This is a genomic window from Segatella copri (assembly GCF_009495355.1).
GTDB lineage: Bacteria > Bacteroidota > Bacteroidia > Bacteroidales > Bacteroidaceae > Prevotella.
The window spans coordinates 26,329-47,917 of record NZ_VZAD01000052.1 but is presented as its reverse complement, the minus strand read 5'-3'; the positions used below and the strand labels follow the sequence as shown (position 1 = coordinate 47,917).

Sequence of the window (21,589 nt, the reverse complement as noted above, 5' to 3'; positions counted from 1 at the left end):
GAAAGGCTTTTCTGGGGGAATCTCCTTCGGGAGTTAAGACATATGTTTTATATTTCTTCTATAATCTTATTAATTGTTTCTAACATTCCCGGGAGTTTGTTTTTGACTACATCATAGACAATAGATTCATCTATGTCAAAATAGTGGTGAGCAATAATATCACGGATACCCATAGCTCCTTTCCAATCTACATCAGGGTAATTAGGAAGAAGTTGTTTTTGGGTCATCTTATCAATTCCCTTTATACTTTCGCCTATTGCGAGAAGCAACATGCAGGTACTTTCAAGACGTTCCATACCAGCAGGAGTACAGACATAATATTGCGAATCATCAATAGATTTGGAGTTGTTGATGATTCTTTCTATAGTTGAAGCTATTCGTTTGAGTGAATAGTATAAGAGTTCTTCGTCATGCATAGATTCCGTCTCTTTTAATTTGCTTTAAAAGCATTGGGTTCATATTGTTGCGTAATCTAACAATATCTACTGGCTTACCAAAAAGTTCTTGCAGTTCTTCTTTGATGTGAACTAATATAAATAAGTCCGGCTTTTTCATTTCGACACAAACATCAACGTCGCTGTCTTCTGTCTGTTCATTTCTTGCCACAGACCCAAAGATACCAATCTTTGTAATGCCATAAGCATCCGCTTTGGTGCTGAGGTATTTGCGAAGTATAGTAATATAATCGTTTGTTGTCTTCATTGTCTTTTCATTTTTGCCACAAATATACAATATTATTTATTATGGTCCAAGTTTTTACAGAGTTTTCTTGCTAAAATAGTTCAGACAACTTGGTTTTACAATAAATTCCTGTAACCAAAGAGAACGATAATTCACTAAACTTTTAATCTTCTCATCAAATTTCCCCCAAAGAATCTCCTTCCCTTATGCTAAATGCGAGTTGACGAACTGGTAGACGGCATCCTTGTAGGAATCAGAGATAGGGATGCTGGTCTCGCCATAAAAGATGCGCATGTGACCGATGGAGTCCATGCGGCAGAGGTTGGCGATGAAAGAACGATGGATGCGCTTGAACTGCTGGCGGGGCAGACGGCTCTCCAGTCGCTTGAGGTTGGAGAAGGTCGTGACCTTACGGCCCTGTGTGAGATGGAAACGCACATAGTCGTTCATGCTCTCGATGTAGAGAATATCGTCGAGGTCGATGCGGACAAACTTATTCTCAACCCTGGCTACTAAACAGCGGTCGCGCTCTATCGGGTCCTGCAACTGGTATTCGTCAAAGGTAGCCCTCACTCGCTTGTACGACTCCTGAAAGTCTTCGAAACTGATGGGTTTGAGCAGATAGTCGGCAGCTCCAGCCTTGATACCGTCGAAGGCATACTCCTTGTAGGCCGTGGTGAAGACCAGACGGCAACTCTCGGGCACGAGACGGGCAAACTCAATGCCGCTCAGTTCGGGCATCTGTATGGCAAGGTAGAGCACGTCGACATGTCCGTTCCTCACGTCTCTTACAGCCTCCCGCGCACTGGTATAAGCACCAATAAGTTGTAGGGTTGGTGTACGCTTGATGTGGCTCGTTATCTGGTTCAGAGCCTCTGGGTCATCGTCAATAACGACACAGTTTAGTATCATGTTTTATAGTGGTTTTTTGTTCTTTTCTGCTACAATAACGTCCCAATTGGGAAATTATTGTGCAGAATAGCGAGAGATTTTTATTCGTATCTGATGGCTTCGATAGGGTCGAGGCGGGCAGCTTTCTTGGCAGGATACCAGCCGAAGAAGACACCTGTGAAGGTACAAACAGCAAAGCTCATGATGATGCTCCAGGGCTCTATCTGCGTGGCTACGTGCAGGAACTGTTGCAGTCCTACCGACAGACTGACTCCCAACAGCACACCTATCACACCGCCCGTCACACTCAGCAGGATGGCCTCGATGAGGAACTGGTTGAGGATGTCGACACCACGTGCTCCCACGCTCATGCGCAGACCAATCTCACGGGTGCGCTCCGTCACACTCACATACATGATGTTCATGATGCCGATACCGCCCACGAGGAGCGAGATGCCTGCCACAGAACCAAGAAGGATGGTGATGGTCGACATGGTGGAGTTCATCATGCTCGAAATCTCCTCCTGCGAACGGATGTTGAAATCGTCCTCGTCTGCCTCGGTCGTATCGGTGGCGTCCTTGAGCTTATGGTTGCGTCGCAGGATCTCCGTTATCTGGTCTTGAGCCGGTTGCGAAGCTTCCTCGGTAATCGCCGAGCAGACGATGCCGCCTAAGTAGGTTTGGGCCAGGATGCGTTTCATCACGGTGGTGTAGGGCGCCAGCACCAGGTCGTCCTGGTCCATGCCCATGGAGTTGTAGCCCTTCTTCTTCAGCACACCCACCACACGGAATGGGATGCTGTTGAATCGCACCACCTTGCCCACGGGGTCGCTGCCGTCGGGGAAGAGATAATCCACCACAGTCTGTCCCAGGATGCACACCTTGGCAGCCGCCTTGATGTCGTTGTCGGTAAACATCTCACCGTCGGCCACCTTGAGCTGTCGGATGCTCAGGTAGTCTTGGTTCACACCGTAGATGGAACTTTGCGTATTGTTGTTGCCGTTGATCCATTGACCGCTGCTGTTGACGGTAGGCGAGATGGCAGAGATGTAGTTGCACTCGTCCTTGATAGTCTGATAGTCAGCCTGTTTGAGGGTCTCCATGGCAGAGGCGTCCTGTCTCACACCGCCCCTCATGTCGGCACCCGGCGAAATCATGATCATATTGCTTCCCATCTCGGCGATGTTGGCCTTGATGCTTGCCTTGCTGCCCTGTCCGATAGCGAGCATGGTGATGACGGCAGCAATACCTATAATGATTCCCAAAGCCGTGAGAAACGACCGCATCTTGTTGGCTGCGATCGCCCTGATGGCTATCTTGAATAGATTCTGATAATTCATCGCATTTTAAATCATTAATATTGAAAAATTACTCATCCGTATTCGCCGGCAGGGCAGCGAGACCCTCTGCGGCAGAGAGGATGTGCGGATTGTACTCGTCGCTGATGATGTGACCGTCGCGCAACTCGATGTTACGGCTCGAATAGTTGGCAATATCGGGGTTGTGGGTCACGAAGATGATGGTACGTCCCTCAGCGTAGAGCTTCTGGAAGAGCACGAGAATCTCGAAACTTGTACGTGTGTCGAGGTTGCCCGTTGCCTCATCGGCAAGGATGACGGCTGGGTTGTTGACCAGGGCGCGGGCTATGGCCACACGCTGCATCTGTCCACCCGACATCTGGTTGCTCTTGTGATAGAGACGTTCGCCCAGTCCTACGGCCTTCAGCGCCTCTATCGCCCTCTGCTTGCGCTCCTCGGCTGTTACCGAGGGGTTGTACATCAAGGGCAGTTCCACATTCTCCACGCTCGTGGTCTTGGGCAGGAGGTTATAGTTCTGAAAGATAAAACCTATCTTGCGGTTGCGCAGCACGGCACGCTCCGAACGCGACATGGTGCGTACCGACACGCCGTCGAGGTAGTATTCGCCACTCGATGGGGTGTCGAGACAACCCAACTGGTTGAGCAGGGTAGACTTGCCCGATCCCGACTTACCCATGATGGTGACAAACTCGCCCTCGTAGATCTTGAAGCTCACGCCCTTGAGGGCATGAACCGTCTCGTCGCCTACGAGGAAGTCGCGCCTTACGTTGTCGAGCTCTATCACGACCTTCTTCTGGTCTTGGCTGGCTTTGTTTTCTATGTTTTCTGACATGATGATTGTACTTTTATTGAACTTTCGCTGGGTTCAGAATAAACTTTAGCTGGGTTGAGAAGTGACAGCAAACCCTTACTTCTTCTTTCCCCTTGGACCCGGTCCGCTAATCAGTCCCTGGCTTTGCTGCTGGTCGTCGCTGTCGTCCTCGGGTGTGTTCACCACGATTTCGGTCACAATCTGCTGACCGGCCTTCAGTCCCTTTGTTATCTCTGTATGCATTCCGTCGGTCTGACCGATGCTCACTGGGTGAGCGGTAAGGGTTTTGCCGTCGAGGGTCCACACCTTGTTCTTGCCCTTGCAGTCAACTATCTTCATGTCTTTGCCTACGGTTTCCTTGGTAGGTGTGAAGCGCAGCGCCTTGTTGGCTACAGCCAGTACGCCAGTACGTTCCTGCGTGTAGATGGTGACATTGGCGGTGAGTCCCGGTTTCAGTTTCAGATCGGCATTCTGTGCGCTGATCACCACCTCGTAGGTTACCACGTTGTTGGTTGTCGTGGCCTGCAGACGCACCTGCTTCACCGTACCCTCGAAGGTGTCGTCGGGATAAGCGTCGACGGTGAAGGTAACGCGGTCGCCCTCCTTCACAGCACCTATGTCAGCCTCGTCCACGTCGGCTACTACCTGCATGTTGGTCAGGTCTTTGGCGATGGTGAAGAGCTCAGGAGTGTTGAAACTGGCAGCCACGGTCTGACCTTCCTCCACACTCTTCGAGATAACGGTTCCGTCGATAGGCGAGGTGATGGTGGCGTAGCCTAAGTTGGTCTGCGCACGTTGCACCTGCTCCTTGGCTGTGGCCACCTCCTCCTTGGCCTGTCGATAGGTGAGGAGGGCGTTCTCATAGTCGTCGGCGCTGACGAGTCCTTTCTGGTAGAGGGTCTGATAGCGCTTCATGTTGGCGCTCTGGTAGTTGAGCTGACTCTGGGCGCTTGCCATGTTGGCCTTGGCGGTGTTGAGCTCGCTCAGCAGATTGGTCTTGTCGAGTTCGGCGATGACCTGGCCCTTCTTCACCTGGCTGTTGTAGTCAACGTAGAGTTTGTTGACAATACCTGATACCTGTGTACCCACGGTGACACTTGTCACCGCCTCGATGGTACCAGTGGCAGTCACGCTGTTCTGCAGGGTCTGCAGACTCACCTTCTCCTGTTTGAAGTTGATTTCTTCCTTTTCCTTTCCGCCTGAGAGTGCCCAGGCAGCCACGGCTATGATTACCACGACTGTCATGGCAATCCAAACTTTGCTTATCTTCAGCTTTTTCATATTGAATGTTTTTACTTTTTTACTTTTTTACTTTTTTACCTTTTTACCTTTTTACTCTTTTACCTTTTTACCTTTACAAGATTCTTCCTTGCTGATAGAACTTCAGCATGTCGAGGTTGAGGATAGCGAGGTATTTTGCCTGCAACTCGTTCTGCTGGGCACGCAACAGGTTGTCCTTGCCCGTGCGAAGTTCCACGATGTTCTTCAGACCTAAGCGGAACTGCTCGCTCAGCAGGTTGTAGCTTTCCTGTGCGCTCTCGCGGCTCACTTTGGCAGCCTGGTATTGGCTCTGGTTGGTGTTGGCCTGCAGCCAGTAGTTCTCGATGGTGGAGTAGAGCTGTGTCTGCTCGTTCTTCATGTCGAGAAGAATCTGTTGTTGCTGGATGCAAGCCTTGTTGACAGCTGTCTTTGTCTGTCGGTTGTCGAAGAGCGGAATGCTCACGCTGAAACCACCGCCCACATTGAAGTTGTTCTTTATCTGTGAACCCCAACTGTTTGTATTCATGGAAGTTGTACTCGTAGACAATCCTGCATTCAAACCGATGGTTGGCAGTTTGCCAGCCTTGGCTATCTTCACGTCCAGGTCGTTCTGTGCCAACTGGTTCTGATAAACCTTCATCTCGGGTCGACGGTCGAGAGCAGCCGTGTAAACACTTTGCAGGGCAGGAATCTCAGCCAGCGCCATCGCCTCGGCCGTGTTGGGCATTACTACGTCGAAAGCCTCTTCGTCGGTTATCTGCAACAGTTCCTTGAGTTGTCGCTTGTAGTTTCTCACATTGTTCTTTGCCTCCACAATGTTGTATTCATCTTGTGCTCTCTGAGCGGTGAGCTGAGCCAAGTCGGCTTTCGACATCTTGCCGATCTTCACCATCTCCTTGCCACGGTTCTCGTTCTCCAAGCTCGACTGATAGCTCTCCTGGTTCACGTTGATGGCCTCGGTGGAGTAGAGTATCTGGACGTAGAGCTGGGCTATCTGCTCCTGCAGTTTGGCAGCCTGTGTGGCAGAATCGAGTTGTGCAGCCTCGCCCGCCAGTTTGTTGAGCTTCACCTGCGCCTGTCGCTTGCCGCCGTCGTAAAGGGTGTAGTTGCCCATCACGCTGTACGTGCCGTTGTAGTACACCTTGTCGATGGAAGCCTTGGAGTATCCGTCACCAGAGATGCCGTTGGCTACCCATGGCGTGTAGTTGACATTCTGGTTGGTAGAAGCGCTGAGCGATGGCAACAAGGCTGCCTTCGACTGCAGATAGTCCTCGTGGGCACTCTGTGCCTGCAAACGTGTTTTCTGCAACGAGATGTTGTTGGCCAGGGCGTAGTCGATGCAGTCTTTCAGACTCCATTGACGTGCCTCTGCCGAGAAGGGCATTGAGGCTATCATCAAGCCTACGATTGCCTTTGTGATTGTTTTTACTTTTCTCATCCTTAATATATATTATTTATTGATATCTATTGAACTTTCGCAAATTCAGAAGTTATAGAAGTTAAAGAAGTTATCACTCCCTTCGGTCGTTAGAAGTTAAAGCCAATAGCCTTGATGTATAATGTTTAGAGCTTAATCTTAAGTCCACTGAAGCATTTGTCTTAACTTCTTAACTCCTTAACTCCTGAGATTTCTTGTCCCCTCGCGACTTACACTTAAAAAAGATGACAATTCGGGTAAATGGTTTATTATGCTTGAAAGTTTTTAACAAAAATAAACAAGAAACCTTGGCGGGTTCATATTTTTTATTTACCTTTGCACCCGCAATTGGTTCGCAACTATCTTCGTTCCGCTGAGGCAATAGGAGGTGTTGCGATGAAAAGGGAATCAGGTGAGAAGCCTGAGCAGTCCCGCTGCTGTATGCGTCTTATTGGGCAAGCATGATGGTCACTGACATTTTTTCGGGAAGACCGCTTGAACGAGTTTGACGACGCGAGCCAGAAGACCTGCCGTTGCCATAGAGAGACAATGTGTGTGCTCACTGTATGTATCAATCAGCATACTATAAGTATTTACGCTTTCTGTCTATGATTCTATCCCGCCTCGTGGGTTAGGTTTTGGGATGGAGAACCATTAAGTTTTTTAGGATAAGATGAAGAAAATCTGCAAAGGATTATTGTGCCTCTGTGTGATGCCCTGTCATGCGCAGAATGTAGGTACGATTCATCGCGACACGCTCTCGCTCGACGAGGTGGTGTGTGTGGGCGAGCGCCCTCATTACCTTACACCCAGTCAGACCCTCCAGGGCGAGATGCTGCAGAACCTGTCTACCACCTCCGTGGCCGATGCCCTGAAGTATTTCTCGGGCGTGCAGATCAAAGACTATGGTGGACTGGGCGGACTGAAGACCGTCAACGTGCGGTCGCTCGGATCGCAGCATGTCGGCGTGTATCTCGACGGCATTCGTATCACCAACGCACAGAACGGACAGGTGGATTTGGGCAAGTACTCTTTGTCCAACATGGAGTCTGTGTCGCTATACAACGCCAACAGGAACGAGCGTCTGCAGTCGGCTTCCGAGTACGCCTCGGCTGCTACGGTCTATATGCAGACCCGTCGTCCCGACCGCACTATGCTGACGGGCGAGTACGGACTGGGATCGTTTGGACTGCAGAAAGCCAAGCTCTATTTCGCCTTGAAGAACTGGCTCTTTGTAGATGGCGAATATCAGCACAGCGACGGCGACTATAAGTTCCGGTTCCAGTCGGCTTCGGAAGACACGATAGGGCGCCGTCACAATTCCGACATCACCTTCTACCGGCTTGAGGCAGCAGGCTTCTATCGGGGACTGTCGGTCCACACCTATTATTATAACTCCGAAAGGGGCTTGCCAGGTCCTGTCGTCAGGCGACTCTCCGACCAATGGGATTCCACAGACCGGCAATGGGATCAGAATTTCTTCGCACAGGCTTCGTACAAGAAATTGTGGAGCCGTTTCGGTCTGAAGGCCAACATGAAGTATGCGTTCGACTATCTGCATTATCTGCAGGACCCATCGACCAATGCTGCCGCTATGTACTGCAACAATCACTACACCCAACAGGACTTATACGCCTCTGTGGCTGGCTCTTACAACAGTACCTATCTCTCGCTGACAGCGAGTACAGACCTGCGATGGTCCGACCTCGACTGCGATGTCTATCGCTTCAACTACGTTTATCGCATCGACTCCAAGTCGCTCCTCTCGCTCATCGGTTCGTACAAGGGATGGGAGGCCAATGTGGCGCTGCTCTACACCCATGTGCAGGATCATACCGTGGCACAGGCTGACGCCATGCAGAAGCTCACGCCCATGTTCCTGCTCTCGTATAAAAAGGGCGGGTGGATCCTCAGGGCTTTCCACAAGCGCATCTTCCGTGTGCCCACGCTCAACGACCTGTACTATACCTTGGTGGGCAACACCCAGTTGCAGCCCGAATACACCTCGCAATGGGATGCGGGAGTCGACTATCGCGGCAAACATCTGCACCTGGCCCTTGACGCCTATTACAACGAGATAAGCGACAAGATTGTTGCCATCCCGATGAAATGCCAGTTCAGATGGTCGATGGTCAACTTTGGCAAGGTGAAGTCGTATGGTGCATCTTTCTCTGGTGGGTATAATCAGGACTGGGGCAAGTTCTCATTGGCGGCTAATGCCAACTATACCTATCAGATAGACAAGGACTATACGATGCCTTCCGATCCTGAGTACAAGAATTACATTCCGTACTCACCGATGCATTCGGGTTCGGTCATTCTTGACTTGGGATATGATTCCTATTCGCTCTGCACCTCATTCCTTTATACAGGTGAGCGCTTTGCGTTGGTGTCCAATAATGCCGACGACCTGTTGGGCGATTGGTACACGATAGACTTGAAGTTGAACAAGCGATTCAAGATAGGGAAGTATGTGTTGCAAACGACCCTTGAATGCAACAATCTGACCGATTCTCGGCATGAGGTGGTGAAACGCTATCCGATGCCAGGAAGAAACTGGAAATGTACGGTGAAGTTTGAACTTTAAAAGTGAAGAACCAAGAGTGAAGAACCAACGGTCATCGGCCGAAGGGAAAGATAATTCTCTTGCAAATAATTCAAGATTGGAATGAAGATTCAATTGATAAAAAATAAAGGCTGGCAAGAACACAGAGGCAGATGGGGTATTTGTCTAGTGATGCTGGTTATCTTACTTTCGGGCTGCCGTATGGAGGTGAACGATGAAGTCGTCATCTCTACACCTACGAAGACGGAGGACAAGCTCTTGATACTCTGTGAGGGATTATGGGGCATGGACAACTCCTGCATCTCTTATCTCGATCAGGGAACGCTCGTCAACAAGTGGTATCAGAAGCAAAATCCAAAGCATCGTCTGGGTGACACAGGCAATGACATCATTCAGGTAAACGATACCTTGATAGCCATCTCTGTGAACTGGTCGAACATCATCCAGTATATCTATCCTGATGGAAGGGCAATAGCTGCCACCGAAGACATCCCGAACAATCGCAAGTTGGCTACAGATGGCGACTACCTCTATTGTACCTCGTATGCCAACCATGGTTATGTGGCGAAGGTGGATGTGAGAACGAAGGAAATCGTGGATACCTGCCATGTGGGTTATGAGCCGGAGGGCATTGCCTATTACAAGGGGCGTCTTTTCGTAGCTAATACCGGAGGGTATTCTTTCCAAGAGGGGCATGAATATGAATCTACCATTTCGGTGATAGATGCCCAGACGATGAAGGAACTCAAGCGCATTGACACGGGTTGCATCAATCTCTATGGTAAGATGTCGCAATGCGGACAGTTTATCTGCATCAACTCTTGTGGAGATTACTACGATGTGGAACCGAAGTCTGTAGTGCTCAACATGGAGAGTGAGGAGTTCAAAATATTTGATTTCCCAGCTACCTACAACTGCACGTATGATGGAAAGTTTTATACCATAGGTTCTGCCTTTTCCTATAATACTGGTGAATATCAATACTCTATACATACCATTAGCTTGCCTTCCATGCAAGTGGAAGAGGGACTGGCAGAATATGCTGGTGCAGAGGAAGTCATCCGGCAGATGCAGTCGCCTTATGGTATCTACATCTCTCCATTTTCGGGACATCTCTATGTGTCGGATGCGAGAAGTTATGCCACCAATGCCTATGTATATGAGTTCGACCGACAAGGCAAGCTACTCAACAGGTATTACTTGGATGGCTTGAATCCCGCCCACTTCTTGGCTTTGCCATAAATTACATTTTTAATGAAATGTTGGGGATTCTGAGGTGACTTTAAAATAAAGAAAAATCGCCCTCTGTAAGGGCATAGTATTAACATAAAAACAATTCATTTATGAGAAAGTATTTACTTATGATGGCAATGCCTTTCATTGCTCTTTCTGCTTTCGCCTCTGGTGAAGAGAAACCTACGCTTAATGCGGTATGCGTGACTCTTAAATCAGGTGGTAGCAAGTATGTGGCTTTCACCGATCGACCAAAGATTCAGACCGAGGATGGAAAGCTATGTGTACTCTCTATGGCTGACAACAAGCAACTTGTTTTGGCTGACTGTGCTGATGTTGAGAAAATCACAGCTGAAAGCCATGATTTCACTCCTACTGGAATCAAAGATAACGTAGTTGTTGAAGGCAAGAATGTCGAGGAAATCTACAATATAGATGGTACAAAAGCCTCACATATTGTACCGGGCAAAATCTATATCATCAAGAGTAATGGTAAAACAAGAAAAGTAATCAAGTAAAAGAATTAGAAAAGTATGAAAAAGATATTTGTTTCATTGTTGATGGCAATGCCATTGGTTGCCTCTGCGCAAACTTCATTCACAGTTGAGTCAAATGGTCAGAAATATTCTTTCCCTTTGGAGAGCACTACCATCACAGTTACCGATGATGAACCAACTCAGCCTGCTCAGGCTCCTGTATATAAGTCTAACTTAAAGGGCGTTAGCCTTTTTGGTAAGGCAACTACTTTCCAGTTCAAGGGCATGAGCCTTATCGCTGACTATATGTGGGCTGGTAAACTGATGCCGAAGGCTGATGATACTTTCAAGTTCCTGGCAACCACCAATACAGGTTCCGACCTCTATTTCGGTCCAGAGGGGGATGCTAATGCTCCTATCGCAGTGTCTGGTACTGCAACTAAGGGAAGCACTAAGTTCTATACTATCGAGAGTGGTTATCAGCAGGATTCAGTGCTCGTTGTCTTCAATGAGCGTACTGCCCAGTATAGCGTGATGGGGCTTGTCAAGGAGGCACCTTATTGTACGATTGACTTCGAGGGCAGCAAGTGGAGTGCTTTGATTGATACACCTGAATATGGTGGTCCATTACTTTATGGAGCTGATGGCGGTGGCTTTTCTAAAGACGAAGGTGTCTATGAGTGGACAGACGAAGTGACATCTTTGCACTCGAAGTTGAATAATGCATATGGTAGTTGGGCTTATTGGTCAGGTGGAGCTGCTGTTTCTAATTATCATTGTGATATTGCAAATGGTGGCCCCAATACGCAGCTTTCTCTGCCTACAGAAACTCCTGCTCACTCTGGTGATAACTTCATTGTAACATATGGTTATAGCGATGGAAGCCAGTTCGCAACAGATTCTCGTCCTGTATTTGACTTCCAGGATGGTGTTGCTCGCCAAGTCAAGGGTTTGTGGATTACCAACAACTCTTATTTCCTCCATTCTTTGACACAAGGCGATAGCTTCAACCAGTCAGCTACTGATGACACCTTTATCGATGTAACATTCGAGGGCTTCGATGCTGCCGGTATCTCTCAGGGTATGGTGAAGTATCGTATTCAGGATGGTAAGAAAGCTTTGACCGATTGGGCTTATGTTGACTTGTCTTCTCTTGGTAAAATCAATACCTTGAAAATTAACTATGAGTTCTCTAAGGATCAAGACAATGGTTATGGCTTTGCTGCTCCTGCATATCTTGTAATCGATGATATTGAAATCTATAAATAATTTATGGTTTTAAGTATAAAACAAGTTATATTGACTTCTGTCTTGTCTGTGCTTGGCCTTTGTGGACAGGCACAGACTCAGCAAGTGAAAGTCTTGGAATATCATCCTGCTCCAGGGCAATTTGTTAATACATTGCCTTCTGCTGATGAGAACACTACCCAAGAGGAGGTCAATCAGAGATGTGAGGAACAGTTGAACAGTGATGCGCTTGTTCATCTTGGTACCTTCGGCGGATATATCACAGTGAAGTTCGATCATGCCATCGAAAACAAGCCGGGTTCAGACTTCCTTGTATTGGGCAATGGATTCTACGCTAACGCTGACCCAATTTATGGTGCAGCTACGATTGGTGGTTCCATCGAACCAGGTATCGTATATGTGGGAGTCGGCAAGAACTTGGAGTCGGCAAAATGGTATGAGCTTGCAGGCTCGGAATACTATACCTCCGAAATCCATGACTTCGAAATCACTTATCACAAGCCTACGGCGGAAAGCGGTGAACATTCGCAGTTCGGCCCCTCCCACGATAATTATATCAAATGGGAATGTTCGTGGACAGACAAGAATGGTGAACGCCGTGATTCTACCGGCTATCATTGCAAGAATGTTTATCATCGTCAGTCGTATTGGCCTCTTTGGGAAGGTAAGGATGAACTGACTTTTAAGGGTGGTAAGTTGCCCAACAATGCCATCGATACCAGTGGAAAGGGTACCTATTGGGTGCAGTATCGTTATGCCAAGGATGCCTATGGCTATGCGGATGCTTGTCCCGCCACCGATTCACTCTATTCTTCCTTCGATATCAACTGGGCGGTAGATGATGAGGGCAATCAAGTAGTTCTTGACCATATTGATTTCATCCGTGTAAAGACGGGCATCTTCCAGTATTGCGGATGGTTAGGAGAGACTTCTACAGAGGTCAGTTCCGTGGTAGACCTACATCTCGTGGAAGGCTACGACGACAATCCCTACATCATCACGCCTCGCAAACGTCCTTCTTCAGGCATCCAGCTCCCCACGGTTCCTGATCACCAGATGCAGGGCGATGCTGCCTACTATACTCTTACAGGACAAAGGGTGGAACGTGTGGAACGCGGCAAAATCTACATCCACAAGGGCAAGAAAGTGGTATTCTGATTTTTCAAGTAGTTGTTGATTAACTGAAGTTTCGCAAGTTTTGCCCCACACGCCCTGAAAGGGCAGAAGCTCTTAGCCCAGGGCATCGCCCTGGGTACAATGACAATCAGCAAGGCGCCCTGTAAGGGCAAAAGCTTTGTATATTGTCCGGTATTTTAAAGCTTTTGCCCTTACAGGGCGACAGGTTTGCTGCCGTAATTACCCAGGGCGATGCCCTGGGCTAAGAGCTTCTTCCCTTTCAGGGCGTGCTGCTTCTGGAACTTCAGGAACTTCTGGGCCTTCAGCCCATACTTGAACCATATGTGAAACTTGAGTTTGATTAACTTCTTGAACTTCCATTATAAAAAAAATCATGTCAATTACAAAAAGGTATTATCAACATTATAATATGCTGGCGCTCTGTGTGCTGGTATGGCTCTCTGGCTTTATGCTGTTGTTCAACTCGTGCGGAAACCGAACTGCTACAGCTCAGGCTTCGGGCGACACCATCCAACTCGACTATGCCAAGTACTTACAACTCATTCGCCACAAGGGTTATACTGAGGCTGTGGTGCTCAATCCCTGGAAACAGGGTGGGGAGCTTCATCGCTATCTACTCGTTCCCAAGGGGGCAGAAGGCGACGAGGTGGCTAAGAAACTGGCCGACCAGAAGACAGCAATAACAGGAACAACACCCTGCGACATCCTGCGCACACCCCTGACGAAGAGCATCATCACCACTTCAGCCCATTGTCAGCTGCTCTACGAGCTGGGCCGTCAGCAAGCCATCGCGGGTGTCTGCGACCTCGAGTACATCCTTATTCCCGATGTTCAGAGGCGTACTTCACACAAGTCTCGTCCCTACATATCCAACTGCGGTTCCAGCATGCAGCCAGATATCGAGCGCATCATGTCGCTCCGTCCCGATGCCCTGCTTCTCTCGCCCTTCGAGAACAGCGGCGGTTACGGCAAACTATCGGCCTTGCAAATACCTATCATCGAGGCTGCCGACTATATGGAGACCTCGCCCTTGGGCCGTTCTGAGTGGATTAAGTTTTACGGCTTGCTCTACGGTTCCGAAAAGGCTACCAGTCTTTTTAACGGCATAGAGAAATCTTATCTCCATTTGAAAGCCTTTGCAGCCAAATTGCCCTTAGGCTATTCCATCCTTACCGAGCGCAAGACGGGAAGTGTGTGGTATGTTTCTGGCGGACGCAGCACCATAGGCACCTTGCTGCAGGATGCTCATGCCCGTTATCTCTTTGCCGACGATACCCATAGCGGCAGTCTTCCCATGAGTCCTGAGCAGATTTTGGCAAAGGCTGACAAGGTGGATGTCTGGGCGACAAAGTATTGGGGCGACCATCCTCTCTCGCGTGCCGAGTTGCTGCAGGAATATCCCGGCTACAGCCAGCTGAAGGCGATGAAGACGGGGCGAGTCTTTCAGGCAAGCACCAGTTCGCAGCCTTATTTCGAGCAGACCAGTTTTCATCCCGAGCGCCTGCTTCGAGAGTTTATCATCCTCTCGCATCCCGAGACCACCCGTTCGTTGGGAGCATTGAGGTATTATTTGCGACTATAGACATAAGTAGTCAACTGTAAAGATGACTAAAAATTAAGTAAGTCAATGTGAATTATAAATAAGGCATAACCGAGTCTACTCGTATTGTCAATAATACTTAGAGTGGTCAACTAAAATCGTTAAACCACAAACAAAAATCATTAAATCACATTGAAATCTCCGTTCAAAGGCTTTGAACGTACATTCAAAGGCTCTGAACGTACATTCAAAGGCTCTGAACGGACATTCAAAGACTCTGAACGGACATTCAAAGCCTTTGAATAGAACTTTTATAGGCTAAACAGAACTTTTATATAGTATAAGAGAAAGATTTCACCAGTATTAAGCGACCTTTTTCTTTGGGTTATAAGGCATAACTCGCTCTAAATTGGACTTTGATTGAAAATCAAGAAGTTGGGCGTTTGCCTATCTCTTTAGAAAATTACAACTTTACTTTTAAGCCAAAACCTATAAACAGAGCTATAAAGCCTCTAAAATAAGTATAAAAAGTCGGATTTGTGGTATCTTCGGCTAAAATCATCTTATATTAAAATGCTAAATTTTTGCTTTTTATAATAGATTATCGCAATAAATTATTATTTTTGTATGGTAAAATGCAATAAACATATGAAGTTAAATCGCATAAAGGCAGTTTTAGAGGAGAAAGGAATAAGCCAAACTTGGCTTTCCAAGAAAATGGGCAAGAGTTTTAGTACGGTCAATGCCTATGTGTGCAATCGTACCCAACCCAACCTTACAACGCTTCTTGAAATTGCACAGATATTGTCTGTGGATATGAAGGAACTTATCTCAGACGCGAAAGAACGTAGTACTAAATAAAAGACAAGACATAATGGAACAGTCACAATATAACTTTTTGTTCTCGTTCATCTGGAACATAGCCAATGATGTACTTGTGAACGCATTCAACAAAGGCGATTACAAGAAGGTCATTCTGCCTATGTTGGTGTTGCGCCGCATTGACGTGCTGCTTGAACCGACAAAGGATGCAGTTATACAGATGAAAGAACAACTTGACAACAAGAGCTTCCAGAATGCCATCAATGAAAGAGTTTTCCAACAAGTGTATAGCAAAGTATCACAAGGACTATAAAACAAGAAAGAAATGAGTAAGACTATTATGAAATATTTATTGGCTTTATGCCTTATTTGTAATGTTGGCAATGCGTTTGCACAACATCGTTATTATTGCGAGGTAAAGGGTATTGAGAAAGACCTTTCTTCTGGTTTGAAAATAATCTTCGACTTCGGGACAAAGGTTTCATATAATATTTGCAAATTATAATGTAGCTATGAAGGGATTTATGTTAATATTTTGCTCCCTGCTTATAGCATTCGGAGCAACAGCACAAAGTAAGTTAGGTTCGCAAACTCCTAAGAAATCTATATTCATTACATCAATACTTTTGGTATTGATGACCCTAGTTTCATGTTCTGTCGGATATAAAAACGATGGTAAGGAGGTAACATGGAATACGTGGAATGAAGGAAGCGGTTATACTTCAAGTCATGTTGATGCAGACCCAAAGACTTTTGAAATACTGAATGATGATTATGGTCGAGACAAGAAACACGCATTCTACGAGGGCGATATTATCAATGGTGCCGATGGCGGCTCGTTCCGTGTGCTTACCAAATCGTATGCAGCAGACAATACGCATGTATATGTTTCCGGTAAATTGATAGAAAAGGCGCATCCGGCAACATTCAAAGTGCATTCCTACTATTTTGCAGAAGATGCCAACGATTTTTATTGGGATGGGAAAGCACTGAACGTAAGAGATAAATCGACATTCAAAATCTTAGGCAGTTCAGATTCTTGGGAAACTCATTGGGCAAAAGACAAATACAATGGATACTACCTTGCAGGAGGTGTGATTACAGATATCGATTACGAGACTTTCCACCCGATTGAAGCAAAGACTCCGGACCAATCAGGAGACTATGCCGCTGACAAGCACAAAGTGTTTTTCATGGACAAGGAGGTTCCCGGTGCTGACCCTGCGACGTTCAAGGAAGTGGACTTCTATATAGGGCAAGACAAGCACAGGGCTTACAATAAAGGGATTCCAACCCAAATAAAAGATTATTCCAAACTCACCGAAGTAGGCCGTTTGATGTATTCCGACGGAACGAATATCTACGATTCCCATTTTAATATCCTTCCTAAAGCCGATGTCGCGACTTTCGAGCATATTTCCGACAACTGGTACAAGGATAAATCGCATGTCTGGTGGAGTTCCCAATTAGTTGTCGGGGCAAATCCCAAAACTTTCCAGCCTGTGTCCGAGGGAGGTTTCGGGGGAGATTTCAACTATGGGAAAGATGACAAACATGTGTTTTGGAACGACTCCATCATTCAAGGTGCTGACCCTGGAAGTTTTGAGAAGATGACATTCCCGGACGGCGACAGTTGGACGGTGTTCGACCGCAACCGAATATATGAAGGCAAGGATTCTCCCAAACTGCGTGAATATCTGAAAAAGAAATATGGAAAATGAGTATGGAAATCATGCTGCGCTATATAGTCGGAATCGCTATTGCTTATGGCATAGGCAAATGGATATATCAGTCGATACGTTCACGGTCGATTGACTATTTTTTATTGGCGATTATCGCGCTTATGGGTGCAGTTTTATGGCTTTCAAGAGGGTTCCTTATCTCCAACCGTGTATATGATTTCTTGATGATTGTCGTATGGCTTGTTGCTGTCGGTTGTTTTATCATTTCCCGAAAATCCCAATATGGCAAGTATTTGAAATTTGCTACTGTTGGCGGTCTTTCTACTTTTCTTGTGCTTTTTGTCTATTGGAATGTAAAAGCGGGGTCTATCAAACCGACAACATTGACAACTCAGCTGAGGGGATATTCAACAAGTAGAATAGTTGAGGTATGTTTCCGTTATAACGAAACTCCATTTAGGAGAAGTTACAATCTCAACCAATACCCAAATGTAAAGCTACTCCCTGAACAGTACGATGTAAGGCTGACTATCAAACCTATCTCGGCCAATGTTGCCAAACTTGAATCAATAACGCTAATTCCAAAAAACAGAAAATGAAGCAGTGGTAGAAAATTCGGGGCTTATAATCTTTGAAATTTTATAAGTAGCCATTTCAACCATTTCATGATGATGGCGTATAGAATCCTCGTAGGCAGCAACACGATTTCTTACATCATCTATAACTTTCTCATCTTGGCAAACAGAAAAATGCTTTTCGATGTCCAACGAGACGAAGACATAATTGATAAATTAAGAACCCAAGTTGATGTGTATGAAGATTCCGTCTATCACTACCACAAAATGATTGAGATTGCATTCTATAAAGATAGTGTAGCAAGACAACTTATTAATGAATCAAATAGAATAAAGATGCAGGTAAACCGTAAAAAAAAGTAAGTGAAAATGTCGTTTTAGCGTTATTATGCAAAGTATAATCACGTACAACGTAGTTTAATGCAATTTAAATATTTCCGAAAAATTACTCGGTAAAAAAAAGTCTTTATATCTTTGCACCAGGAATACAAAATGAGGCAAATAATTGCAGTTTACTTACGTTAGTATAAATGTTTGACCACATTTACGAAAAAGTATGTTTGATTAAAAAGTAGTATTATGAGAAAGTTTTTCTTTACAATAGTTGTGTGTCTCTCAACAATGTCCCAGATGATGGCGCAAAACATTTCAGGAAAGATTGTAGATGCCAAGGGAGAGCCTTTGGCATTTGCAAATGTAGTGCTACTAAACCGTCAAGATTCAACATTCGTCAATGGGGCTGTGAGTGGAGAGAATGGGTGTTTTTCTATCGACTCATCTTGTAGCGGTGGAATCCTCAAGGTAACTTCTGTAGGCTATAAGACTATCTTCAAGGACTGCAAAGGTGTGAATGTGGGAGTTATCAAGATGGAAGAAGACAGCAAGATGCTCGATGAAGTCGTGATAAAATCATCTTTGCCAAAGACCATTTTGAAGAATGGGGGAATGATGACTACTATTGTTGGTTCTGTCCTTGAAAAGGCAGGAACAATGGAGCATCTACTCGACCGCATACCTAACGTATCTGCACAAAATGGCAATATCAAGGTGTTTGGACGTGGCGAGCCTATCATCTATATCAACGGACGACAGATGAGAGACAGAAGCGAACTCGACCGTTTAAGTTCGGACAACATCAGGTCGGTTGAAGTAATATCCAACCCAGGTGCTCGTTATGCTGCAAGCACTAAGGCTGTTATACGTATCACCACAAAGAAGATACAAGGCGATGGATTCGGATTTGACGCTACAACAGAAGGATCGTATGACGAGAAAAAGAACATGGGAGGATATGGCAGGCTGAATATGTATTACCGAAAGAACGGATTGGAGCTTGGCGCTTATGCCTATGGCGCAAAACAATCATCGCCAGACGAGAAAGACTTACAGCAAATGACATATCTCGACAAGATATGGAATCAGCAGGATAAAACACGTTGGAAGAACAAAACCGAAACTTTTAGTTCTCGCTTGAATGTCAGTTATCAGTTTGACGACAACAATTCGTTGGGAGCAAACTTTAGTTTCTTGCGCAATCCAAAGCTGATAACAGACGGAAAGACGGAAGGCTCTGTGCTGAGAGATGAAGTATTGACGGAGACCAACACTTCTATTAGATCGGAGTTTGGACAGAATAGCAACTTGTCAAGCAATATATATTATGTAGGCAAGGTAGGGAAATTGGGTATTGACTTCAATACCGACTGGTTTTGGTCTAAAGGAAACAATAAAAACAATATAGATGAGCATTATCAGGAGGTAAACTCTGAAATACAAAACCAACTTGTAAACAGTACCACTTCAAAGTACAACCGCCTGATAGCTTCCAAAATGGTGCTCTCTTATCCGCTTTTGGGTGGTGACTTGTCGGTAGGAGGCGAGTATTCGTTCACCAATCGTAACACCAACTACGCCATCATACCAAACACTCTTTCCGACAATGTAAGAGACCGCATTAAAGAAGGCATATCTTCTGCGTTCGTTATCTATAGTCGTGACTTTGGCAAGCTGAACATGGAAGCTGGATTGCGATACGAGAATGTAGACTTCAAGTATTATGACGATGGTAAGTATATGGCGGAGCAAAGCAAGAATTACGGCAATTGGTTTCCATCTCTCAGCCTTTCTATGCCAATCGGCAATGTACAGATGCAGCTGAGCTATGCAGCCGACATCGATCGTCCTAACTACTGGGTATTAAGAAGCGGTGTGCAATATAGCAATCATTATACATACGAAACCGGTAATCCGTTTCTTGTCTCAGAGATTTCAAGAGATATCAGTTACGACCTCGCCTATAAATGGTTGACTTTCAACTTGACTTATGAACATGTATCCGATCCGATATATCAGACAGTAGAGATGTATAAGGACAATGCCACCATCGGATTGATGAGGATGATAAATGGCAAATCTTACAACAATGTGTCTTCTATGCTCAACTTGCAGCCTGCCTTTGGCATCTGGCATCCTATGCTGTCAGCTATGGTTGAGAAGCAATGGTTCAAGTTGGAGACAAGGGACGGACATAATCTTAACAAACCTGTAGCTGAGCTAAAGCTCAACAACACCTTCGATACGAAATGGGCGATGTTCTCCGTTATGATGACTTACATCACAAAGGGATATGAGGAGAACCTTTATATCTACAAGCCGATGTTCAACACCGACGTGTCAATATACAAAAGCTTTCTGAAGGACTGCCTGACTTTCCAGCTTTATGTCAACGACGTGTTTGGCACGAACGACAGTCACATCATAGGTAAATACGGCAAACTGAAGGAAACCATCTTCGATGAGTTCTCAACAAGTAAAATCTCACTGACAGTCCGCTATAAGTTCAATACTACGAGAAGCAAGTATAAGGGTACAGGAGCAGGTCAAAGCCAGAAGGATAGAATGTAATTCTACGATGTTCTTTAAAATGAGATAAATAACAATTATACATCAACATGACTCCATGCAATGCAGGTGTTTGTGCAATTGCCATAAAATTCTCATCGTAATTCATTGGATATTTAGAAAATTATCGAATCTTTGTCCTCGAATTAAGGCGTTCTTTGCATATTGCAAAATACAGAAACGAGCAGTAGTCCGCTCGTTTCCATATTGTTACCTATAAATATAGGCAAACGCCCAACTTCTTGATATTCAATCAAAGTCCTATTTAGAGCGAGTTACACTATCTAACTATCAGTTCTAAAAGGATCTTGATTATATTCTCATTTTACGCCTTGTTGGCCAATGGCGCTGCCTGGGTATAGACTCTTGCGCCAAGCTCCTTGTCGAGCATGTATAGACCATAGCCGTTGTCCTTAATCATGCGAAGGTTGTCGATGATGTTCTGGGCGTTCTCTTCTTCCTCCACCTGCTCATCTACAAACCACTTGAGCATGCTCTGTGTGGCATAGTCATTCTCCTGGGTAGTGAGAGCGAAGAGGTTGTTGATGAGGGAGGTAACCTTCTGCTCGTGTGCCAAGGTTGACTCAAAGACATCCAATGGATTCTCCCATGTGGTAGGAACGGCATCAATAGCCTTCAATTCCACGTGACCGCCACGCTGGATGATGTAATTGAACATAATCTTGGCATGGTCTTGCTCCTCCTGAAACTGAACCTGGAACCAGTTACCCATACCAGGGTTGCCGTTGGCATGGCAATATGCCGCCATAGACAAATATAGGTAAGCTGACCACATCTCTGCATTAATCTGGGCGTTGAGCGCCTCTTCTACTTTCTTATTTAGCATGGTTTTCTAAATTTAAAGGGTTAGACTTTTTGTTTGTACCATATATGAAGAATGGCAATTCTTTGCCTTTTCTTTCAAGCACATCGCAAAGTTACGGCTTTTATTTGAAATGACAAAAAGTATTAGGAAAATTTTATTCCTGGAAGATTCAATTTCTGAAAGTATGGTCACTCAACTTTCGCG

Annotated in this window: 19 protein-coding genes, 1 pseudogene and 1 riboswitch; of the genes and pseudogenes, 11 read left to right on the top strand and 9 right to left on the bottom strand. The window is 45.8% G+C overall.

Annotated features, from left to right (window positions below; translation table 11 throughout):
• Nucleotides 1-47: 47 nt before the first annotated feature.
• The 7 genes from F7D20_RS06135 to F7D20_RS06105 form a co-directional block, all read right to left on the bottom strand.
• Complete coding sequence (locus F7D20_RS06135; RefSeq protein WP_158463284.1) at nucleotides 48-416, bottom strand: HepT-like ribonuclease domain-containing protein; 369 nt, start codon at nucleotides 414-416, stop codon at nucleotides 48-50.
• Nucleotides 409-702: a nucleotidyltransferase family protein gene (locus F7D20_RS06130; RefSeq protein WP_158463283.1), complete on the bottom strand. Its 294-nt coding sequence runs from the start codon at nucleotides 700-702 to the stop codon at nucleotides 409-411. Before F7D20_RS06130 ends, F7D20_RS06135 begins: the two co-directional genes overlap by 8 nt.
• A 183-nt stretch (nucleotides 703-885) precedes the next feature.
• Nucleotides 886-1,593 (bottom strand): LytR/AlgR family response regulator transcription factor, encoded by a 708-nt coding sequence (locus F7D20_RS06125; protein ID WP_158463282.1) that lies wholly within the window; start codon nucleotides 1,591-1,593, stop codon nucleotides 886-888.
• An 80-nt stretch (nucleotides 1,594-1,673) separates the two neighbouring features.
• Nucleotides 1,674-2,912 carry an ABC transporter permease gene (locus F7D20_RS06120; RefSeq protein ID WP_158463281.1) on the bottom strand — a complete coding sequence of 413 codons (1,239 nt, stop codon included), beginning with the start codon at nucleotides 2,910-2,912 and terminating at the stop codon, nucleotides 1,674-1,676.
• Between the two features lie 28 nt (nucleotides 2,913-2,940).
• The gene (locus F7D20_RS06115; protein WP_158463280.1) at nucleotides 2,941-3,723 is read right to left on the bottom strand and encodes an ABC transporter ATP-binding protein; all 783 of its coding nucleotides are present in this window, start codon (nucleotides 3,721-3,723) and stop codon (nucleotides 2,941-2,943) included.
• Nucleotides 3,724-3,798: 75 nt separating this feature from the next.
• On the bottom strand, nucleotides 3,799-4,983 hold the full coding sequence (locus F7D20_RS06110; RefSeq protein WP_158463279.1) for an efflux RND transporter periplasmic adaptor subunit: 1,185 nt from the start codon (nucleotides 4,981-4,983) through the stop codon (nucleotides 3,799-3,801).
• Nucleotides 4,984-5,056: 73 nt separating this feature from the next.
• Nucleotides 5,057-6,400 (bottom strand): TolC family protein, encoded by a 1,344-nt coding sequence (locus F7D20_RS06105; RefSeq protein WP_228114120.1) that lies wholly within the window; start codon nucleotides 6,398-6,400, stop codon nucleotides 5,057-5,059.
• 316 nt (nucleotides 6,401-6,716) lie between these two features.
• A riboswitch (cobalamin riboswitch) is annotated at nucleotides 6,717-6,928 on the top strand.
• 124 nt (nucleotides 6,929-7,052) lie between these two features.
• Here F7D20_RS06105 and F7D20_RS06100 point away from each other — a divergent pair.
• From F7D20_RS06100 to F7D20_RS06055, 10 genes are all read left to right on the top strand, one after another.
• Nucleotides 7,053-8,966, top strand: coding sequence for a TonB-dependent receptor plug domain-containing protein (locus F7D20_RS06100; RefSeq protein WP_158463278.1), 1,914 nt, complete (start codon nucleotides 7,053-7,055; stop codon nucleotides 8,964-8,966).
• Nucleotides 8,967-9,047: 81 nt separating this feature from the next.
• Complete coding sequence (locus F7D20_RS06095; RefSeq protein WP_194253508.1) at nucleotides 9,048-10,187, top strand: YncE family protein; 1,140 nt, start codon at nucleotides 9,048-9,050, stop codon at nucleotides 10,185-10,187.
• Between the two features lie 101 nt (nucleotides 10,188-10,288).
• Nucleotides 10,289-10,696: a hypothetical protein gene (locus F7D20_RS06090; protein WP_158463276.1), complete on the top strand. Its 408-nt coding sequence runs from the start codon at nucleotides 10,289-10,291 to the stop codon at nucleotides 10,694-10,696.
• A gap of 15 nt (nucleotides 10,697-10,711) precedes the next feature.
• Nucleotides 10,712-11,923, top strand: coding sequence for a DUF4465 domain-containing protein (locus F7D20_RS06085; RefSeq protein WP_158463275.1), 1,212 nt, complete (start codon nucleotides 10,712-10,714; stop codon nucleotides 11,921-11,923).
• Between the two features lie 3 nt (nucleotides 11,924-11,926).
• Nucleotides 11,927-13,060, top strand: a complete 1,134-nt coding sequence (locus F7D20_RS06080; RefSeq protein WP_158463274.1) for a PKD domain-containing protein — start codon at nucleotides 11,927-11,929, stop codon at nucleotides 13,058-13,060.
• Between the two features lie 352 nt (nucleotides 13,061-13,412).
• Nucleotides 13,413-14,621 carry an ABC transporter substrate-binding protein gene (locus F7D20_RS06075; RefSeq protein WP_228114119.1) on the top strand — a complete coding sequence of 403 codons (1,209 nt, stop codon included), beginning with the start codon at nucleotides 13,413-13,415 and terminating at the stop codon, nucleotides 14,619-14,621.
• 606 nt (nucleotides 14,622-15,227) lie between these two features.
• On the top strand, nucleotides 15,228-15,440 hold the full coding sequence (locus tag F7D20_RS06070) for a helix-turn-helix domain-containing protein (protein WP_117720283.1): 213 nt from the start codon (nucleotides 15,228-15,230) through the stop codon (nucleotides 15,438-15,440).
• Between the two features lie 13 nt (nucleotides 15,441-15,453).
• Nucleotides 15,454-15,714 carry a type I restriction-modification system subunit M N-terminal domain-containing protein gene (locus F7D20_RS06065; protein WP_334641319.1) on the top strand — a complete coding sequence of 87 codons (261 nt, stop codon included), beginning with the start codon at nucleotides 15,454-15,456 and terminating at the stop codon, nucleotides 15,712-15,714.
• Nucleotides 15,715-16,036: 322 nt separating this feature from the next.
• On the top strand, nucleotides 16,037-17,122 hold the full coding sequence (locus tag F7D20_RS06060) for a DKNYY domain-containing protein (RefSeq protein ID WP_194253507.1): 1,086 nt from the start codon (nucleotides 16,037-16,039) through the stop codon (nucleotides 17,120-17,122).
• Nucleotides 17,119-17,682, top strand: coding sequence for a hypothetical protein (locus F7D20_RS06055; RefSeq protein ID WP_158463272.1), 564 nt, complete (start codon nucleotides 17,119-17,121; stop codon nucleotides 17,680-17,682). Before F7D20_RS06060 ends, F7D20_RS06055 begins: the two co-directional genes overlap by 4 nt.
• On the opposite strand, the pseudogene F7D20_RS13060 reads toward F7D20_RS06055, so the two are convergent.
• Nucleotides 17,659-17,844 (bottom strand): annotated as a pseudogene (locus F7D20_RS13060) (hypothetical protein); the annotation flags it as partial. The gene F7D20_RS06055 and the pseudogene F7D20_RS13060 overlap by 24 nt on opposite strands.
• 444 nt (nucleotides 17,845-18,288) lie before the next feature.
• Between F7D20_RS13060 and F7D20_RS06045 the strand changes: the two are divergent.
• Nucleotides 18,289-20,562, top strand: a complete 2,274-nt coding sequence (locus F7D20_RS06045) for a TonB-dependent receptor domain-containing protein (protein WP_194253506.1) — start codon at nucleotides 18,289-18,291, stop codon at nucleotides 20,560-20,562.
• Between the two features lie 322 nt (nucleotides 20,563-20,884).
• On the opposite strand, the gene F7D20_RS06040 is transcribed toward F7D20_RS06045, so the two are convergent.
• Nucleotides 20,885-21,406 (bottom strand): ferritin, encoded by a 522-nt coding sequence (locus F7D20_RS06040; protein WP_134843744.1) that lies wholly within the window; start codon nucleotides 21,404-21,406, stop codon nucleotides 20,885-20,887.
• Nucleotides 21,407-21,589: the final 183 nt, after the last annotated feature.

Excerpts from the sequence above, each read along its gene's own strand:
- F7D20_RS06120 (WP_158463281.1), bottom strand. The coding sequence starts at position 2,912 with ATGAATTATCAGAATCTATTCAAGATAGCCATCAGGGCGATCGCAGCC.
- F7D20_RS06125 (WP_158463282.1), bottom strand. The coding sequence starts at position 1,593 with ATGATACTAAACTGTGTCGTTATTGACGATGACCCAGAGGCTCTGAAC.
- F7D20_RS06130 (WP_158463283.1), bottom strand. The coding sequence starts at position 702 with ATGAAGACAACAAACGATTATATTACTATACTTCGCAAATACCTCAGC.
- F7D20_RS06075 (WP_228114119.1), top strand. The coding sequence starts at position 13,413 with ATGTCAATTACAAAAAGGTATTATCAACATTATAATATGCTGGCGCTC.
- F7D20_RS06110 (WP_158463279.1), bottom strand. The coding sequence starts at position 4,983 with ATGAAAAAGCTGAAGATAAGCAAAGTTTGGATTGCCATGACAGTCGTG.
- F7D20_RS06060 (WP_194253507.1), top strand. The coding sequence starts at position 16,037 with ATGACCCTAGTTTCATGTTCTGTCGGATATAAAAACGATGGTAAGGAG.
- F7D20_RS06045 (WP_194253506.1), top strand. The coding sequence starts at position 18,289 with ATGATGGCGCAAAACATTTCAGGAAAGATTGTAGATGCCAAGGGAGAG.
- F7D20_RS06115 (WP_158463280.1), bottom strand. The coding sequence starts at position 3,723 with ATGTCAGAAAACATAGAAAACAAAGCCAGCCAAGACCAGAAGAAGGTC.
- F7D20_RS06105 (WP_228114120.1), bottom strand. The coding sequence starts at position 6,400 with ATGAGAAAAGTAAAAACAATCACAAAGGCAATCGTAGGCTTGATGATA.
- F7D20_RS06085 (WP_158463275.1), top strand. The coding sequence starts at position 10,712 with ATGAAAAAGATATTTGTTTCATTGTTGATGGCAATGCCATTGGTTGCC.
- F7D20_RS06055 (WP_158463272.1), top strand. The coding sequence starts at position 17,119 with ATGAGTATGGAAATCATGCTGCGCTATATAGTCGGAATCGCTATTGCT.
- F7D20_RS06090 (WP_158463276.1), top strand. The coding sequence starts at position 10,289 with ATGAGAAAGTATTTACTTATGATGGCAATGCCTTTCATTGCTCTTTCT.
- F7D20_RS06065 (WP_334641319.1), top strand. The coding sequence starts at position 15,454 with ATGGAACAGTCACAATATAACTTTTTGTTCTCGTTCATCTGGAACATA.
- F7D20_RS06080 (WP_158463274.1), top strand. The coding sequence starts at position 11,927 with ATGGTTTTAAGTATAAAACAAGTTATATTGACTTCTGTCTTGTCTGTG.
- F7D20_RS06100 (WP_158463278.1), top strand. The coding sequence starts at position 7,053 with ATGAAGAAAATCTGCAAAGGATTATTGTGCCTCTGTGTGATGCCCTGT.
- F7D20_RS06040 (WP_134843744.1), bottom strand. The coding sequence starts at position 21,406 with ATGCTAAATAAGAAAGTAGAAGAGGCGCTCAACGCCCAGATTAATGCA.
- F7D20_RS06070 (WP_117720283.1), top strand. The coding sequence starts at position 15,228 with ATGAAGTTAAATCGCATAAAGGCAGTTTTAGAGGAGAAAGGAATAAGC.
- F7D20_RS06135 (WP_158463284.1), bottom strand. The coding sequence starts at position 416 with ATGCATGACGAAGAACTCTTATACTATTCACTCAAACGAATAGCTTCA.
- F7D20_RS06095 (WP_194253508.1), top strand. The coding sequence starts at position 9,048 with ATGAAGATTCAATTGATAAAAAATAAAGGCTGGCAAGAACACAGAGGC.